General features: G+C 40.2%; 15 protein-coding genes. 1 reads left to right on the top strand and 14 read right to left on the bottom strand.

The genetic code is table 11. The features are described from left to right. Positions 1-17 precede the first annotated feature (17 nt). The 3 genes from RsY01_RS09605 to polA form a co-directional block, all read right to left on the bottom strand. A complete protein-coding gene (locus RsY01_RS09605) occupies positions 18-1790 on the bottom strand; it encodes an ABC transporter ATP-binding protein (RefSeq protein WP_094785320.1) in 1773 nt (590 codons plus the stop codon). After that, positions 1783-2232, bottom strand: coding sequence for a MarR family winged helix-turn-helix transcriptional regulator (locus RsY01_RS09600; RefSeq protein ID WP_094785319.1), 450 nt, complete (start codon positions 2230-2232; stop codon positions 1783-1785). Before RsY01_RS09600 ends, RsY01_RS09605 begins: the two co-directional genes overlap by 8 nt. Before the next feature lie 215 nt (positions 2233-2447). After that, a complete protein-coding gene (polA, locus tag RsY01_RS09595; RefSeq protein ID WP_094785318.1) occupies positions 2448-5063 on the bottom strand; it encodes a DNA polymerase I in 2616 nt (871 codons plus the stop codon). A gap of 171 nt (positions 5064-5234) precedes the next feature. Here polA and RsY01_RS09590 point away from each other — a divergent pair, with 171 nt between their 5' ends. Beyond that, positions 5235-6044: a hypothetical protein gene (locus RsY01_RS09590; protein WP_094785317.1), complete on the top strand. Its 810-nt coding sequence runs from the start codon at positions 5235-5237 to the stop codon at positions 6042-6044. 119 nt (positions 6045-6163) lie between these two features. Here the strand turns inward: RsY01_RS09590 and phnX are convergent, their stop codons facing one another. From phnX to RsY01_RS09535, 11 genes are all read right to left on the bottom strand, one after another. Next, positions 6164-6958 (bottom strand): phosphonoacetaldehyde hydrolase, encoded by a 795-nt coding sequence (phnX, locus tag RsY01_RS09585; RefSeq protein ID WP_094785316.1) that lies wholly within the window; start codon positions 6956-6958, stop codon positions 6164-6166. Further along, a complete protein-coding gene (gene phnW, locus RsY01_RS09580; RefSeq protein ID WP_094785315.1) occupies positions 6959-8065 on the bottom strand; it encodes a 2-aminoethylphosphonate--pyruvate transaminase in 1107 nt (368 codons plus the stop codon). Positions 8066-8067: 2 nt separating this feature from the next. Next, positions 8068-9057 (bottom strand): ABC transporter substrate-binding protein, encoded by a 990-nt coding sequence (locus tag RsY01_RS09575; RefSeq protein WP_094785314.1) that lies wholly within the window; start codon positions 9055-9057, stop codon positions 8068-8070. Position 9058: 1 nt separating this feature from the next. Continuing rightward, a complete protein-coding gene (locus RsY01_RS09570) occupies positions 9059-10738 on the bottom strand; it encodes an ABC transporter permease subunit (RefSeq protein WP_167373256.1) in 1680 nt (559 codons plus the stop codon). Next, positions 10728-11483 (bottom strand): ABC transporter ATP-binding protein, encoded by a 756-nt coding sequence (locus RsY01_RS09565; protein ID WP_094785312.1) that lies wholly within the window; start codon positions 11481-11483, stop codon positions 10728-10730. The genes RsY01_RS09570 and RsY01_RS09565 overlap by 11 nt, the downstream gene beginning before the upstream one ends. A gap of 458 nt (positions 11484-11941) precedes the next feature. After that, a complete protein-coding gene (locus RsY01_RS09560) occupies positions 11942-12298 on the bottom strand; it encodes a PTS glucitol/sorbitol transporter subunit IIA (RefSeq protein WP_094785311.1) in 357 nt (118 codons plus the stop codon). 10 nt (positions 12299-12308) lie between these two features. Then, a complete protein-coding gene (srlE, locus tag RsY01_RS09555) occupies positions 12309-13307 on the bottom strand; it encodes a PTS glucitol/sorbitol transporter subunit IIB (protein WP_094785310.1) in 999 nt (332 codons plus the stop codon). Between the two features lie 24 nt (positions 13308-13331). After that, positions 13332-13895 (bottom strand): PTS glucitol/sorbitol transporter subunit IIC, encoded by a 564-nt coding sequence (srlA, locus tag RsY01_RS09550; protein WP_094785309.1) that lies wholly within the window; start codon positions 13893-13895, stop codon positions 13332-13334. Positions 13896-13995: 100 nt separating this feature from the next. Then, positions 13996-14463 (bottom strand): transcriptional regulator GutM, encoded by a 468-nt coding sequence (locus tag RsY01_RS09545; protein ID WP_094785308.1) that lies wholly within the window; start codon positions 14461-14463, stop codon positions 13996-13998. Continuing rightward, positions 14460-16295, bottom strand: a complete 1836-nt coding sequence (locus tag RsY01_RS09540; RefSeq protein ID WP_094785307.1) for a BglG family transcription antiterminator — start codon at positions 16293-16295, stop codon at positions 14460-14462. The genes RsY01_RS09545 and RsY01_RS09540 overlap by 4 nt, the downstream gene beginning before the upstream one ends. A gap of 24 nt (positions 16296-16319) precedes the next feature. Continuing rightward, entirely contained in the window at positions 16320-17120 is an 801-nt protein-coding gene (locus tag RsY01_RS09535) for an SDR family oxidoreductase (protein ID WP_094785306.1), read from the bottom strand. Positions 17121-17197 lie beyond the last annotated feature (77 nt).

Genomic DNA, 17197 nt, shown 5'->3' with positions numbered 1-17197 from the left:
ATTTTTTGTTGTCGGCATTAGGCTAATTCCTCCTTAGACAGTTGTGAATAGGCAATTTCTTGGTAAACTTCATTGCTTGCCATCAAGTCGTCATGCGTCCCATGACCCACAACCTTACCTTTATCCAATACGATAATTTGATCTGCATCGATAATCGTGCCAATCCGTTGCGCCACGATGAGTTTCGTTGTGTCGGCTGTTTCGCGTTTCAAAGTATCACGTAAAACGCGGTCAGTCTTATAGTCCAAGGCAGAGAAACTATCATCAAAAACGAGAATTTCCGGTCGACGCGCAATCGCACGGGCAATCGCCAACCGTTGTTTTTGACCACCAGAGAGGTTTAAACCACCCTGAGAAATTTCTGAATCTAAGCCATCTTCTTTTTTCGAAATAAATTCTTCAGCTTGGGCAATGCGGGCTGCTGACATCAAGTCTTCGTCTGTCAAGTCACCATGCCCATTGGTCCCAAAGGCTAAGTTTGAGCGAATTGTCCCATTAAACATGACTGGTTTTTGCGGAATGAAGCCCATTTTATCATGCAAGGCTTGTTCTGTGTATTCTTTGACATTGACACCGTCAACTAATACTTGACCTGCTGTCACATCATAATAACGTGGAATTAAGTTGATTAAAGTTGATTTTCCAGAACCAGTTGAACCGATAAAGGCAACTGTTTCGCCTTTGTTGGCTTTAAAGGATACACCTTCGATGACATGTTCTGAGGCGTCTGCATATTGGAAATACACATTTTTAAATTCAACCGTGCCGACTTCTTTAGCAGCTGACCCATCTTTGGTGCCGTCTTTGATAGACGATGCGGTGTCAATGACTTCGTTGATCCGTCCAGCAGAAACATTGGCACGTGGGAACATGATGAAAATCATGGTCAACATCATAAAGGCCATGACAACTTGCATGCCGTAAGACGTGAACACGACCATGTCTGAAAAGAGATTGATACGTGGTGAATTGGCAGGCGTCCCGAGATCTGCTGCCTTGATGATATTGGCACCAATCAAATAAACCGCGACTGATAAGCCAGATGAGACCATTGACATCATGGGCATCATAAAGGCCATGGCGCGTTGGATGAAGAGATTGGTTGCCGTAATGTCGTCGTTGGCTTTTTCAAATTTATCAGTTTGATATTTTTGGGCATTATAGGCACGAACAACACGAATCCCTGTCAAATTTTCACGGGTAACGGAGTTGAGTTTATCCGTTAATTTTTGGATAATCTTAAATCGTGGCATGGCAAGCGTCACGATAATACCAATCATTACCAGAATAAATAACACAGCAACACCTAAAACTGTTGTCCATTCCCATGATTTATTGGCAATTTTCATGATTGCCCAAACCGCCGTGATTGGCGCTTTGATGACGAGTTGCAGTCCCATCGCAACAATCATTTGAACTTGGGTAATATCATTGGTCGAACGGGTAATCAAGCTCGCTGTTGAGAATTGATTAATTTCAGCCATTGAATACTCTGAGACTTGGTGGTAAACTTCATGACGTAACGTACGTGACAAACCTGCCGCAACTTTTGCCGCAAAATAACCCACAATCACAGCTGCAACGAGAGAGCCAAAGGCACACAGTACCATCCAGCGTCCTTCATCGAAAATTTGCGACACGGTTGTGCCTTTTTCTTGAATGAGTTTCGTCACTTTACTCATGTAATCAGGCAATTTAAGGTCTAAATACACCTGTGTCACAATAAAAATCAAGCTGATACCGATATAGCGCAGCTCTTTTTTAGTGAGTTTTTTTAAAATTTTAAGCATTTTCAACTCCTATATTTTTTTTAATTTTGTCAATGGTTGCAATGAAAGTATCAATTTCGTCTTGTGTTAAATCACCACGCAGCAATTTTTCAAATTTCTTCATTTTTTCATCCATTGCCTGCTGCATCTCAACAGCTTTTTGTGTCAAGATAATTTTTTTAAGTCTCGCATCATAGGCAACAGGTTCACGCTTAATCAACTCTGCCTGCTCTAATTTCTTGATAAAATTAGTCGCCGTTGGTCGCCGCATCATAAATTCTTTTTCCAAATCTTTTTGGAAAACATCTTCATCTTGACGCTTGAGCAAGTACTCAATCACCCAGACCTGTACGCCCGTCAACTCACCATTGGGCGTTTTTCCAATTTCAGAGCGATGATGCGCGATATACCGCAAGAGAGAGATATTCAACGAACGTAACTCAATCCCAATATTTTCTGCCATGACTTATCCCTTTGAGACCTTTCTTTTTTTATTAGCCAAATAATTGTTATCTAACTAACTATTAGCTCGATAACAATTATACTGCTAATATTTTTGTTTGTCAAACATAAAATCACAGATAAAAAATGGTCTGAAATCGCTTGATTTTCAAGCATTCCAAACCATTTCCCCTGAACCTAGATGTCACACGGACAATCTTAGCGCTATCGTCATTTTTACTTGGCTTCATACCAAGTCTTGCCACTATTTTCATCCACTAATAACGGCACTTTAAGCGCAATCGCATCTTCCATGGTCGTTTTGACTAATTTTTTAATCTCATCTAGCTCATCATGTGGGACATCCAGCACGATTTCATCGTGAACTTGGAGCAGCATTTTGGCTTGATAGCCACCTACTGTTAAGGCCTGATCGAGATTAATCATGGCGACTTTCAAGATGTCTGCTGCTGAGCCTTGGATTGGGCTATTAATCGCTGTCCGCTCGGCAAATGAGCGCACTGAAAAATTCCTAGCATTAATTTCTGGTAAATTACGTCTTCTATGATAGAGGGTTTCGACAAAGCCTTTATCCTTGGCACTTCTAACGATGTCTTCCATGTATTTTTTAATGTCAGGATAGCGCTCAAAATAGGTGTCAATATAAGTTTTGGCAGCTTTTCTGGAAATACCTAGATTATTAGACAAGCCAAAATCAGAGATCCCATAAACGACACCAAAGTTGACCGCTTTAGCGTTACGACGGTCATTTGGTGTGACATCTTCTGGTTTTTCAATCCCAAACACGCGCATGGCTGTTGCTGTATGAATATCTGCACCCTCATTAAAGGCTGCAATCAAGTGTTCATCTCCTGAAATGTGGGCAAGCACCCGTAACTCAATCTGAGAATAGTCACTTGATAGTAAGACTGAGTCTGATTTGTCAGGCAAGAAAGCCTTGCGAATCTTGCGACCTTCCGCCAGACGAACTGGAATATTTTGCAGATTGGGTTGCACACTCGACAAGCGACCTGTTTGGGTCAAATCTTGAATATAACGCGTGTGAATTTTACCGTCTGCCATAATCTCACCGAGCAAACCCGTGACATAAGTCGACTGAATTTTAGAAATCTGACGGAATTTCAAAATCTTATCCACGATGGGCGCTTGTGGCGCTAACTGTTCCAAGACATCAACAGCCGTTGAATAGCCTGTTTTCGTTTTCTTAATCACAGGTAACTGCATTTTTTCAAATAAAATGACACCCAGTTGTTTCGGTGAGTTGATATTAAAGGTCTCACCCGCAAGCGCATAAATTTCTGCTGTCAAATCAGCGATAACTTTTTCATTTTCCAGACCGATTTCACTGAGGACGCCACCTGATACTTTAATGCCTGCGATTTCCATTTTGGCAAGGACATTGGCAAGTGGTAACTCCATCTCTGATAGGAGTTTTTCTTGGTCGTTTTCCCGTAGCTTGTCAAGCAAGGCAACATGCGTTTTAACAAGGACATCTACCTTTCGAGCGAGATGGTCGTAAAGGACGTCATCAAATGGCACCGCACGCTTGGCGCCTTTACCATAGACCACATCATCATCAGGCAAATTCAGCCCAAATAAATCAGCAATTGTCGAAATTTTATTATTTTCAATCGTCGAATAGAGGTATTTGGCGAGCATGGTATCAAAATCAACCAACGGATAGTCGATGCCGTGGCGACCTAGCAAGACCTTGTTTTTCTTGAAATCATAGGTGTTTTTAGGGAATTGGAAATCTTTAAGCAGGTCAACATTTTTCGAGACATAAATGGTCTTGTCATCCCCCCAAGCAAAGCCGATAATCGGTTCACGTTGGTAATCTTCGCCTAGAATTTCTAGATAGAAAAATTGATCGTCATGAAACATGTCAGGCGTTACAACGTCTTCAACGACAGTAAAGTCTAGCGCTTCGATGACTTTTTCGGTCACACCTTCGAGGTCTTCTAGAAACTTCTGAAAGCCCATCTCTTGATAGAATTTTTTAAGCCTATCATAGTCAGCGCCTTGGAAAATCGTATCGTCGAGTTTGATTTCAATCGGCGAGTCCAAATCAATCGTCGCAAGTTCTTTTGACAAGAAAGCTTGATCGCGGTCATTGATCAGGTTTTCTTTCATTTTAGAGGTTTTCATGCCGTCGACATGGTCATAGATGCCTTGGAGCGAGCCGTATTCTAACAGTAATTTGATACCAGTTTTCTCACCGATTTTGGTCACGCCGGGGATATTATCGGATTTGTCGCCCATGAGTGCCTTCAAGTCGATAAATTGCGCGGTCGTTAAGCCTAATTTTTCTTTCAGATAAGCCGGTGTGTAAGTTTCAAGTTCTGCCACACCCTTAATCGTGATTTCTACCGTCGTTTTGTCTGTCGTCAGCTGGGTCAAATCTCGATCGCCTGAAACAACCGTTACCGCATCAAAGCCACCATTTTCCGCCTGCGTCGCCAAGGTGCCGATGATGTCGTCCGCCTCATAATTGGCCAGCTCATAGTGCTTGATGCCTTGCGCCTCCAGCATTTCTTTGATAAATGGGAGCTGCTCTCTAAATTCATCAGGCGTCTTCGCACGCCCACCCTTATAGTCAGCGTACATTGCCGTCCGAAAGGTCGTTTTGCCAGCATCAAAAGCGACGAGTACGTGAGTCGGTTGGACTGCATCCAAAACATTGCGCAACATAGTATGGAAGGCAAAAATCGCGTTGGTGTGCAAGCCAGATGGCGCAACAAAGCGGTCAATCTGCGTGTAAAGCGCAAAAAAGGCCCGGAAAGCAATGGATGAGCCGTCTATTAAAAGAAGTTTTTTTTCTGTAGTTGTCATGCTTTTATTATAACACAAATCTATTGATGACTTGAGGTTCTCCCTCAAAAGGTATTATCGCCATCTCTTGATATTTTCAATAAAAACGTTTTCATTTTTTTCATCACTTAAAAAAATATTTATGGGATAATAAATCTTGTATTGGAGAATTCTGCACAAAAAAGGAGACTTATGAAAAAAGTATTTTATGGCTTTGCCATTATTTTATGCACGACCATGTTGACTGCCTGCTCTACTTCTAGCGATAGCACGAGCAAAAATGACACTAAAAATAGTGCAACATCTAGTCAATCCGTCGCGAAAACGGATGCACAAACTGTCCTTGACTTCATGTATAAAGGTAATATTTCCGGTTTTTCTGATGTCTCTTCTGACTCAGCAAGTAGCGTGAAAAGTTATCTTCTCGACCATTTAGAAAAGAAACAAATTGACGCCATGCTGGCAAATGGCAATATTGATACTTATAAATTGGTCGTGGATGGTTCTGATTATAGCGCACAAGAAATTGTTAGCGACTATGCTGAGGCCTATTATAAACAAATTGCAAGCATCTCAGATGCGACTGTAAAATCTGTCAGCCTTTCTGGAGACAGTGCCAAGATAACCGCTACTTTAACACCTATTGCTGCGTTGTCAGAAGCCAATCCAATCGGTAGCGCGCGTACTGAGCTACTCGGTGGCATTGACAATGACACAATTGTTCGTGAATCTGGCAATAAAGACGTGAAAACAATCCAAAAATTAATTACTTTAAAACTCTATGGTCTTTATTACGGTCAAATGGGGAAAACCGCCGCTAAAGCTGATAAACCAGTCGATATTACCTTTACGCTTAAAAAAGAAGGTAGCCATTTTATAGCTGATAAAGATACAATGCTCCAATTGGCTAAGGAGTCTCGTGCGCAAGTTTATGCAGATGGTGATAGTGATAGTGACGATAATTCTGACATCGCTGAATCTAGTAACAATGGCAATGTTTGATTGCTTAACCCGATTTCAGTTTAAACCAAAATAAAAATCTCTGGTTGATAGACTTTTATATGCTATCAGCTGGAGATTTTTTATTTCTTGTAAAAGCGGTCATCACATCGATGTTCGCTTTATAATTTGTACCAGCTTTGATTTATCTTCTCAATCAAAGCTGGTAATTCGCTCAAATTCAGAATAACGGCATCTGCTCCCGCTGCTTCAAAAACTTGTCGCACTCGGTTGATTTCTGATTGTCTTTGCTCTGGCGATAGTTGGGCATATTCTGTTTCCGTCAAACCCATAACAGAGCTGCCTTCAATCACCCCGACAGATAAAACATGGGCATTTTTGCCCTCGACGATATCGGCGACTGTATCACCGACTTTGAGGACTGATTGCCGATTTTGGATAGCCAATTCTGCTAAATTTTGATGGATCATATCAGGCGCTGGACGTCCTACGCCATTGACATCATCTGGTGTCATCAAAACATCTGGCTCATAGCCTTGCACTTTTGCTGCCATAGCAACTGGCGCAAGCATTGTCCTTGTGTAGCCTGTCGTTGTTCCGATTTTTATCTGCTTGTCTCTTAGATAAGCAACCGTTTCTAAAATATCGGGTTTTAATACGGTATGATCAGAAATTTCTGCCATTAATTTTTCAGTGAAAATGGCTAACATGTCGTCAATATCCGCTTCACTAAAAGGTCTGTGATGTACTGTCTCAAATACAGTACGAATCCGTGGCATTTCTAGCAAGATTTTAATATGATCTCGCTTCAGCGCCCCCATTGGTTGCCGAACTTCATCAGGCATTACTTCAATACCTTCGTTCTGAAATGTTTCAATAAAGGCTTGCACAGGCGCAAAACACCCATAATCAACCGTTGTCCCTGCCCAATCAAAAATCACTGCTTCAATCATCATCTACCCTTCAATTTTCTTATCTGCTAAATAGGCCTCAAAAATATCTGAGACACGCGCAATATCCGCCTGATAAATCTCACCAATCACCCCTACCCTAAAGGTATTCAAATCAAGCAATTTCCCCGGATAAATGGCATAGCCTTCCGCCTTGATGAAGTCATACATTTCTTTAAAGTCAATCTCCTGACTCGGTAAGTGAAACGTCGCAATAATCGGCGACTGGTTTTCTTCAGGAGCATACGCAAGCAAGCCATTGGCTCTAAAAAGCGCTCGCAATCGTGTCATATTGGCTTGATAGCGGGCATGTCTTGCCGCTACGCCACCTTCTTTTGCCAATTCTTGCAGGGCCTGTTCAAAAGCAATGACAACATGGGTCGGACTTGTAAAACGCCATTTCCCATCTTTGGACATGGTTTCCCATTGTTCATAAAGGTCTAAAGATAAAGAAATCGCCTTGCCTTTAGTTGCCAGCATCGCCTCTTTTTTAGCAATGATAAATGAAAACCCTGGTACCCCTTGAATACATTTATTGGCACTAGAAATCAAGAAATCAATGTTTAAGCCGGTCACATCAATCGGTATGCCACCAAAACTACTCATGGCATCAACGATAAAGGTTAATTGACGATTTTTAACAACTTGGCTGATAGCTTGAATATCATTTAAAATACCTGTCGTCGTTTCACAATGCACCATGGCAAGATGTGTGATCTCTGGATGGCTGTCTAAAAATTCTGCGACAACTTGCGCATCTGGTACTTGGTTGTAAGGAAATTCTAAAACATCATAGGAAAGCTGTGCGTGCTGCGCAATTTCTGCCATCCTTAAACCGTAAACACCATTTGCCAAAATCAAGAGATGATCAGCCTGTCCGACGGAACTCGTCAACACGCTCTCCACACCAAATGTTCCCGACCCTTGCATCAAAACAGCCGTGTAAGCTGCTTCAGACACATTTGCCAACTGCAACAAGTTTTTGATAATGCCTGTCGTAATGACTTTGTAGTCATCATCCCATGTGCAATGGTCTACGAGCATCGCTGCCTTAACTGTGTCCGTTGTCGTGAGTGGTCCCGGTGTCAATAATTTGTAATGAATCGTCGTCATGCTTAATTTCCTTTCGCTGCTTTCATTGCTTCTTCTGCAAATAATTGATGCGATTTTAATAACTCAAGCGTTAAAGCTTTCGGGAAACGTTTGGCTTTTGTGGTTGCTTCCCCCTGATAAAGCGCTGCTGGATAATATGCTTGTAACTCTTTTCGCGTCTCATTGGCAAGAATTTCAGCGATTTTTGCAGCATTGGGATTCATCGTTTTGTGTTTCACAAGCGCAACAGATTCTGTTAGCAAATAATTCCCTTCAGCAACCTCTACCACCTTAATCGGCAGACCTGCTTGTTCATCTACAATGCCTTGCTGACGCAAACCAAAGCCGATCGCGACTTCACCTGTCCGCAATTTTTTGATTGGACCAGAACCCGAGTCCTCGAGATTGGGGCCAACATTGGCAAGAATTTTAGCGAAAATGGTTTTGGCTTCTGACTCGCCATAGGTATCAATCAAGGCCTGAATCATTAACCAAGCTGTCGAAGAAGAATTGATATTAGGGATGGCAAGCGTGTTTTTATAAACTGGGTTTGCTAATTCTTTGAGAGATGTCGGCGTCGGTAGTTTTGCTTCCTTCAAGGCTGCCGTATTGACGATTAAACCGCCCTCCAAACCTAAAATTGGACTTTGGAATTTTTCTGTCTTGTCAATCCCATCTGCTTTGACTTTGAAATCTGTTAAGCTAGATTTTGCAGCATCTAGATAGTAAGTCGACAAAGTCATGACATCTGCTTCCAGATTATCCTTTTCTGACAGTAATTTGCCACCCAGCTCCGTTGTCCCAAAAATTTGAACCTTGTATTTCCCCTTCATGTCTGTCGCATCTAAGGTTTTCTTCATGACTTCAATGGCTTCATCATCAGCATTTGAATAAATGACGACTGGCTTAGCTGCTTCCCCCGTTGCTTTCTTACCGCACGCTGCAACCGCAACTGCCGCAAATAAAGTGAGACACACAAGCAAGATATTTTTCACTAATTTTTTATGTTTCATACTAGGCTCCTTTTTTTACCTGTAAAGTGGCTGGTTTCCGAATTTTCAAGACTTGTTTAAACGTCAGCTTATGTCGACTAAATATCAGATAAAGCAGATATTTGACGATGAGATTCGTCCCTAATAACAAGAGTGCTAAGATAAAAATATCATCGAATTTATTAAAATGTTGCAATTCTTTGATTTTAGTTGTCATGGTTGAGGTGTGCGTCCCCACCAAGAAGATAATGGCCGAAATGGTAACCATGGCATTTGTGAACAAATAGCTGAACATATCGACCAAGGTCTGCTTACTATTGGGAATAATGACCCTAACCAGCAGTTTGAAGTAGCTATCTCCTAAAAGGCTGGCTGTTTGTTCATAGTGATCCGACATTTTTTCCAAAGCCTGACTAGCAAGATTGAAAGGTGTGGCGAAAAAGTGAACGAGGTTCACAATAATCAAAATCGTCAGCGTATAATGCAAAGCTGTTTGCGAAAAAGCAAAGATAAAGGCCAAGCCTAATACCATACCGGGGATGGCAATCGTCAATTGTGACAAGCCTTCGATAGACCTGCGCAATAGCGGATGCAGGATACTTCGTTTGACAAGCAAGGCACAAGTGTAGGCCAAGATCATTCCCAAAATACTCGTCAGCATCGACATTTCAAGCGTATTCAGATAGGTCGCTATCAAATCAGAATTGGTTAAAACGGATTTAACATGCTCAAAAGTTAGCGTGAGGTTATACGGATAATTCGTCACAAACGGCACGATGAGAAATGAGCAAAAGGTGGCGACGGTTATCAGTAAATACCCCGCTGTTAATAGGAAGTTGACGCTATCTCTTATTCTATTTCGTGAAATGAGGAAAGTTCTGCGCTTATCATAGCGAATTTCAAACCGTTTCAAACGAAAGAGCAGTAAGGCACTCAGTATAGCGGGTAGCAACATCATCAAAGCAAGAATTGACCCATTGGCAAAATCTGGGACACTCCCAATCATTTGATTGTAAAGCGCCGTTGCCATCAGATTTTTGCTGCCAGCTAATGAGGCTGGAATCCCAAAATCAGTAAAGGTTAAAAAGAAAGTTTGCACGATACTAATCGCAATCGTTGTAATCAGAGGACTGATAATCGTAACCCAAAAACGGCGTAATTTCGAGTCGCCCATGATGTCACTGACGATGAAATATTGATGGTCAAGATAGCCCATGGCATTATTGAAAAGCAGATAAGCGATGGGCACTGTATAGATGAGAAAACCTAATATCAAGCCTTGCGTGCTGTAAATGTCAAAGAGCTGAAAGCCTAAAAGGCGGGTGATAATGCCCTGTTTGCCAAAACTATAAATGATGGCAAAGCCATAGACAATCGTTGGCACAAGCATAGGCAAAACGATTAAGGTGTTAATTAAACGTTTATAAGCTTTCAAGACATTTGTGAAATTGACACAGTAGGCAAAGACAAAGCCGATGACGGTCGCAAGCAAACTCGTCTGAAAAGAAATCGTCAAGCTGTCAATAAAAGAGGCTTGAATCGTTGAATTACCGATTAACTGCTTAAAATTCGTCAAATTAAGGGTCGAATCTGCTACAAACGCCTGATAAAAAATCGTCAGAAGGGGAAAAATCAGAAAGACTAAGAAAAAGATCCCCACCAAACTAAAGGTTGCCATCACAAATTTTCGATTATCCCGCATCATTTTCTCCAAACAGTTGGAAAATATTGTGTTTCTTTATCAGGAGTTGTTGGAGGATAAAACGCTCTACAAAAGCTGAACTCGGCTGATGAATAATATTTTCCGGCGTATCAAACTGGACGATGTGCCCTTGATCCAGCACGAGAATCTTATCACTCATAGTCAAGGCTTCCTCCGGATCGTGCGTCACGATAAACGTCGTTAATTGAAACTGTTGGACAATCTCCTTGATACGATTTTTAATGTTTTCTTTGATGACACCATCCAAGGCTGATAACGGCTCATCTAAAAGCAAAATTTTAGGCTTCATGACAAGCGTTCTTGCCAAGGCTACCCGCTGCTTCTGTCCACCAGAAAGTTGATGGATGGACTTAGTCAAGTGTTTGCTTAAGTCCAACAAGTTAATCAAATCAGCGACTTCTTGAGCTGTTGACAGTCCTTTTTTATTACGCAAACCATAAACGATATTTTTTTCGACCGATAAATTCGGAAATAAAGCATAATCTTGAAAGACAATATTAAATGCCCGTTTCTTCATACTTTCCTGTGTAATCTCGCGACCTTCACAGATGATTTTACCGCTGTCAGGTTGCAACAATCCTAAAATAATATTCAGTAGGGTCGTTTTCCCACTACCAGACGAGCCTAAAATCGCAATCGTCTTCCCTTTTTGAACACTCAAGGAAATATCATCTAAAACGAGACTACCGTTAAACGATTTTGAAACATGCTGTAACTCAATCATAAGTTCTTTTTACTTTCTATTAATTTAAATACATCCAAATTTTAGCTGAAAGAAATATGTCTACCAAATATTTGCGATGACTTGTCATTTCACACACAACTGATAGCTCATAGTAACACGTCTAGTCCCTATAAGTTCATTCTAGCATGATAGAGATTAACCTGATGTAAAAATATAGTAAATGTTATGAAAATATAGTGTAAACGATAATTATGTAACTGTTGATTTTTAACAACTTATAACCTTTAGTCGCATAAGATAAAAGCGCAGTACTAGATGTTTTTCAGCACATAGCGCACAAAAAAGGCTTTGAAAATCTACTCCAAAGCCCTTATATCATTTTCCTTCTAAAATAAACAACCACAGCAAGCTGTTCATTAATGTGCAGTTCCGCTGATTTCAATTAATGAAATATATTATCTCTTTACCTAGCAATACTTTTAAAACCCTGAATTCATTCAGATAATCTCAATCCTTGACCCAACCTTTATATTTGGTAAGCTTTTACCCTCAACATAAAGCGTACCTGGTAATTCAGCTTCACGCGCCCCATCAAATTTAATCGTAATATGACCAAGCGATGTTAAATTTTGTTTAACCACATCACCAACTGCCGTGATAAAGTAGGGGACATCATCAAAAATGATATTTTGCCCGACTTTGATAGTATCATGAATCGCCTTGACTTCAATCGTATAACAAAATTCAGCTAACATTGCGGGTGCCTCTTCGCCAAATAAAATCATCATTTGACTTTCTCTCAAGCTTTGTGCCTCAGGACCAATCGCTTTAATTTGAGTTGTAAAAACTGGCATCTTTTCTTCCTTATCTATATAATCCAAAGCTTGCTAACCAAGCAACAACAACACGCGGTAAACCATTCAAGAAACGTGAATAAAGTACACTTGGAACACCAACTTCAACTGTTTCAGATTCGGCTTCCATCAAACCAAGACTGACCGGAATGAAATCACAACCATTTTGTGTGTTGATTGCAAACAAGGCTGGCAAAGCAAGATGTGGCGAAATGTTTCCTTTACCAATTTCCACCCCAATCAATGTTCCGATAATTTGAGAAATGACAGCACCCGGTCCTAAGAGCGGTGATAGAAATGGCAAAGAACAGATGAAACCAATCACAAATAGACCAACTGTATTACCCGCTAATGGAATCATCGCTTTAGCGAACAAATCCCCAACACCTGAGCCTTGAATAATCCCGATTAAAAGTGATACAAACGCCATAAATGGCAAAACCGTTTGAATTAATGTTTGAATCGCTTCACGCGCTGCCTGGTTAAAAATCGCAACAACTTTACCGGCGCCCATTCCTATTTTAGCGATAAAACTACCACCCTCTGCGCGCTGTTCCGTGATTTTTTTAGATGTATCAAATGCTGACGCATCTTTTGGCGCCGCATCTTGTTTGTGTGATACGACGCCATTGGCATCCGTTGGCTGGATATTTTCCGCTTTAACTGCTGAGACATAGATTGTTTCGTTAATATATTGTGCCAAGGGACCACTTTTCCCAGTTGCCACAATGTTAATCGTTGGAATTCCCTTTTGTGGATAAATACCACAGCGAAGTGTTCCACCGCAATCAACAATAGCTAATGCAATTTCACTATCTGGGATAGATGTTTTAAAACCGTTTACCGATACCATCCCTGTCAGCTCTTCTATTTTATCAACAATAGCAGGCCGTTCCCCACCACCTGTGATATAGATGAATTTATGCTTTTCTACCGTTGGTGTGATGGTCAAAGGTCCACCATATCCACCAGCACCTTTAGTTACTACAATACTTTTATATTCAGTCATTTCTTTTTTCCTCTCAAAATACAATCACGATGCCAAATCCGGATTAACAGCAACTGTCTTGCTTAGTGTAATCCCTTGTTGTTTAGAAACAAAAGCAGTTGTCAAATCTGTTACCCAACCACCAATGAAGTTCATCACTAACCCAACCAAGAGATAACGAATGGCAAGTTCGGTTTGATTCAAACCTAATTTTTGAATACCTTGTGCAATCCCCATCCAAACAAATAATTCACCTGGATTGATATGAGGAAAAATACCATTACTTGTATGACAAAATTGCATGACTGCCGCTGAATAGCTTGGCTTGTAATATTCTGGTAAAAAGCGCCCCATAGTGTGACTCATTGGATTACCTAGCATAAAGGCAGATAAAAATGGTAGGGCTAAGTAACGCGCAATAGGATTTTTAGTTGATGCTTGTGCAATCCTTTGAATCTTATCTTCACCAATTAAGGCGATTAGTGCATTCATGGCGACAAGTAACATTAAGACCACTGGAACAATACCAGTCATCCAGCTAATAAAGGTCTCCCCACCAGTTTTAAAGAGGCTCATAAAGCCATCCGCAAATTTAATAATGAAATTCATCTTTTTTCTCCTCTATATGTCTTTTTTGTTTTCATTTACGACTTCAAACTCATAATTGACATGTGTAATAACTGTGTTTTACATGTGTAGTAACCGTGTTTTATTTGTGCAATACTTGTTTTCTCACAACCATTGCTTGCATTTTTAACTTATCAACCAGTGATAGGGGTGACGATTCCTGATAGTCACCTGACTGAACACGTAGATAGAGCTCACGTGCATTTTCAATCGTCTGGCGTGTTATTTTCAATTCTTTTGACACCAAAGGGTGATAGGCTGTCAAAGCTTGCAATTCAATCCCATTAAATTGATTCAGGGATTTAAACTTTGAAAGGACACTAATGCCTTGCATTTTTTGCGTGGCAATGATGACCCCATGGGCATCAAGCCCAAACAGCATAATCGTTCCTGATTTAATCCGACCTGGTCTGCGACCAATTGCAACACGACCTTGTTGTCTCAATTTTTGATAAACTTGGTTAAAATGCTTAATTTGACGCAAACCAAAGATAATTTGTATGACATAAGCAATAACAGCAATAATCCCAACGAGTAGCCAATTATTCATATGATTAATCCCTTTCTTTTTAGCAAGCCTTGTAGTTGCTCTAAAGTTTCCATTTGCAAAATTTCATGCTGAAGTTCTGGCTTACCAACAATTTCAAAAATCATATCATAAACTTTAACCAGATCACTTTCCCAATTAGGCAACAAATTTTCAGGCACAGCGAGCATAAAAATCAAACTAATCTCATCTTGCGGTGCCAAACCAATACTCAGGACAATATCGCTTGACCCAACATTAATCGTGTGGGGAAAAGCAAGGGTATTTTCGAAAATCGTTGAAGCAGTCTGATTACGAGCTAAAATTCGAGCTGCAAATTGAGCGTCTACCTTACCTTGCTGTTCTAAATCACTCATCATTTGTGCTAAATTTTTTGAATAGGTCTGATTCAAATGCGTCATTGTCATCTTGACTTTTGATTTATCAAGCAAAATACTATTTTTTAGCGTTCTCAGTCGTGCGGAAATCAAATCATCATCCAGTAAATTGGCGACTTGAATTTCCATCACATTTGACGAAAGGACTTTTAAAGGCACCGTCGTAAAAACCACCATGAACTCTGCAAAATCATGATTAGCCGCTTCTTCAGTCAACTCTGTTATCACAATATCGTCACCCAAAATAGCACGAATTTGTAAATATAACATTTGCTTGGCTGCGCTACCAACATTGGCAATCAAAGCAACTTTTTTTGTACTATCAACCCGAACCTCGCTAAGTGAAAGCTCAAAATAAATGGCTAGTGTATTGAGTTCAATGTCAGAAATGACAAAACCCGTTACTTTTTTAATACTCTCCTTAGCGATTTCTGCGAGTTGATAAGCAAAGGGATACCGATTTTGAATTGATTTGAAGAAAATATTCTTCTCCTGATATTGAAACCTTGTCCGATTGAGTAAGAAAGTCACATGAAATTTCAGAGCTTCAAATAAGGCTGTTTGACTCATCTGAATCGGATATTCTTCATCAATATCCATAACAATTTGACGAATTAATTGATTGATAAATACCAAATCAATCAACCTAGCATCAAATGGAAAATTATTAGTCATATTCAAGGGATACGCCATAAAATCTTGCTCATATTGTGTCAAATTTCGATTGAGCTTTTTCTCTATTTTGATAAAGAAATCGTTTAAAGATGCGTTATGAACAACAAGATTATAATAATTACTAATCTCATCTTCAATGATATGACCTTTTTGAATCCGATTCATTGACAACAATAATGCTCGCTCCAATGTTGTCACCTGAATTTGATTGAGTTTCAGCTGATCATACAGATCATCTAATAAATCAAAGAAATCTGTGTCAAATTCCAGTTCATATTGATAATAATCATACACATGATTGAGGAAAATTAACCGTTTGGCAAACTCACTCGCAAGCAATCTAACACCACGATTTGGTTTGCTCTCCAATTTTCCATCATAAATGGTGACCAACTGCCCTAATTTTTTCAAATCTTTTTGAATCGTCCCTCGTGACACCACCAAATCATCTGCAATATCATCAATTAGAAGATAATCACCCTGCTCAATCATCGCCTTACAAATATAGGCTATTCGCTTATCCGACGAATTAAAATCAGCTAACGCCTTCATCCCTCCACCTAGTAGCAAAACTAATTCATCATAGTCCTTAACGACTAGCCGGTACATTTTTTTATCACGCGTGATGACCGCTACATCTTCCAACGCTTGATTTAATTGGGTCATCACAGACCTAACCGTCTGTTCACTCACTTTTATCAAATGAGAAAGCTGCATTTCTGTCGCTTGACCCTTAGCCACCAAAAATTCTAAAATTTGTGTCAATCTTACGACTAATGCCACTTTCTACCTCAATCTAATTCCTGATTATCCTCGTGATTTACCACCCGCAACATTTGTCGTCACACCTGTAATATAACTTGCACGATCACTCAAAAAGTAAGCTACCAAATCCGCAACCTCAGATAATTTACCGCTACGTCCAAGCGGCGTTGCACTTGTATTACTGTAACCTGCTCGTAATTCATCAACCGTTTTTCCACGCGTGTAAGCCAGAGCTTTCTCATAAGCAAGGGTACGTAAACCAGTTTCTTCCATAATCCCCGGTGAAACACCGACCACACGAATATCATGGCGGGCTAATTCCTTGGACCATGAACGTGTAAAGCCATTAATGGCAGCTTTTGAAGCAGCGTAAGGTGATTGACCCTCTGACCCTTCAAGACCCGCTTCAGATGACATATTAACGATAACACCACCATCATGCGTCGCCATCACCCGTGAAACACATTGGGCAACAATATAAGCACCTTTGACATTAATTGAGAAAATTTTATCAAATGCGCTTTCTGATAATTCGTACTCACCATCAGGATGGTCGATATCTACAAGTAAACGTGGTATATTGATACCTGCGTTATTTACCAATCCATCAATCGTTCCAAATTTAGCAACAATTTCTGACACCGCTGCCGCAACTGACACATGACTTGTCACATCTGTTTTAATCAACAGATAATGTTCATTTTTGGTATCATTTTCCTTCAAGTCTAAATTTGCAACATGAGCACCACTTTCAAGTAACTCATCAACAATTGCTTGACCAATACCCGATGAACCACCTGTCACAACATACACTTTTCCTGCGATATTTAACCAATCTGACATTTGATATGCCTCCTTTTCTTTACAATTAAATTGTAATCGCTTTCAATTGATTAATTAAGTCACATTTTTATTTTTTT

It is taken from the genome of Pseudolactococcus reticulitermitis (assembly GCF_002260845.1).
GTDB classification, from domain to species: domain Bacteria; phylum Bacillota; class Bacilli; order Lactobacillales; family Streptococcaceae; genus Pseudolactococcus; species Pseudolactococcus reticulitermitis.
Note: the sequence above shows the minus strand (reverse complement) of the source record. Positions and strands in the feature narration are given on the sequence as shown.

Excerpts from the sequence above, each read along its gene's own strand:
- RsY01_RS09605 (WP_094785320.1), bottom strand. The coding sequence starts at position 1,790 with ATGCTTAAAATTTTAAAAAAACTCACTAAAAAAGAGCTGCGCTATATC.
- RsY01_RS09600 (WP_094785319.1), bottom strand. The coding sequence starts at position 2,232 with ATGGCAGAAAATATTGGGATTGAGTTACGTTCGTTGAATATCTCTCTC.
- polA (WP_094785318.1), bottom strand. The coding sequence starts at position 5,063 with ATGACAACTACAGAAAAAAAACTTCTTTTAATAGACGGCTCATCCATT.
- RsY01_RS09590 (WP_094785317.1), top strand. The coding sequence starts at position 5,235 with ATGAAAAAAGTATTTTATGGCTTTGCCATTATTTTATGCACGACCATG.
- phnX (WP_094785316.1), bottom strand. The coding sequence starts at position 6,958 with ATGATGATTGAAGCAGTGATTTTTGATTGGGCAGGGACAACGGTTGAT.
- phnW (WP_094785315.1), bottom strand. The coding sequence starts at position 8,065 with ATGACGACGATTCATTACAAATTATTGACACCGGGACCACTCACGACA.
- RsY01_RS09575 (WP_094785314.1), bottom strand. The coding sequence starts at position 9,057 with ATGAAACATAAAAAATTAGTGAAAAATATCTTGCTTGTGTGTCTCACT.
- RsY01_RS09570 (WP_167373256.1), bottom strand. The coding sequence starts at position 10,738 with ATGCGGGATAATCGAAAATTTGTGATGGCAACCTTTAGTTTGGTGGGG.
- RsY01_RS09565 (WP_094785312.1), bottom strand. The coding sequence starts at position 11,483 with ATGATTGAGTTACAGCATGTTTCAAAATCGTTTAACGGTAGTCTCGTT.
- RsY01_RS09560 (WP_094785311.1), bottom strand. The coding sequence starts at position 12,298 with ATGCCAGTTTTTACAACTCAAATTAAAGCGATTGGTCCTGAGGCACAA.
- srlE (WP_094785310.1), bottom strand. The coding sequence starts at position 13,307 with ATGACTGAATATAAAAGTATTGTAGTAACTAAAGGTGCTGGTGGATAT.
- srlA (WP_094785309.1), bottom strand. The coding sequence starts at position 13,895 with ATGAATTTCATTATTAAATTTGCGGATGGCTTTATGAGCCTCTTTAAA.
- RsY01_RS09545 (WP_094785308.1), bottom strand. The coding sequence starts at position 14,463 with ATGAATAATTGGCTACTCGTTGGGATTATTGCTGTTATTGCTTATGTC.
- RsY01_RS09535 (WP_094785306.1), bottom strand. The coding sequence starts at position 17,120 with ATGTCAGATTGGTTAAATATCGCAGGAAAAGTGTATGTTGTGACAGGT.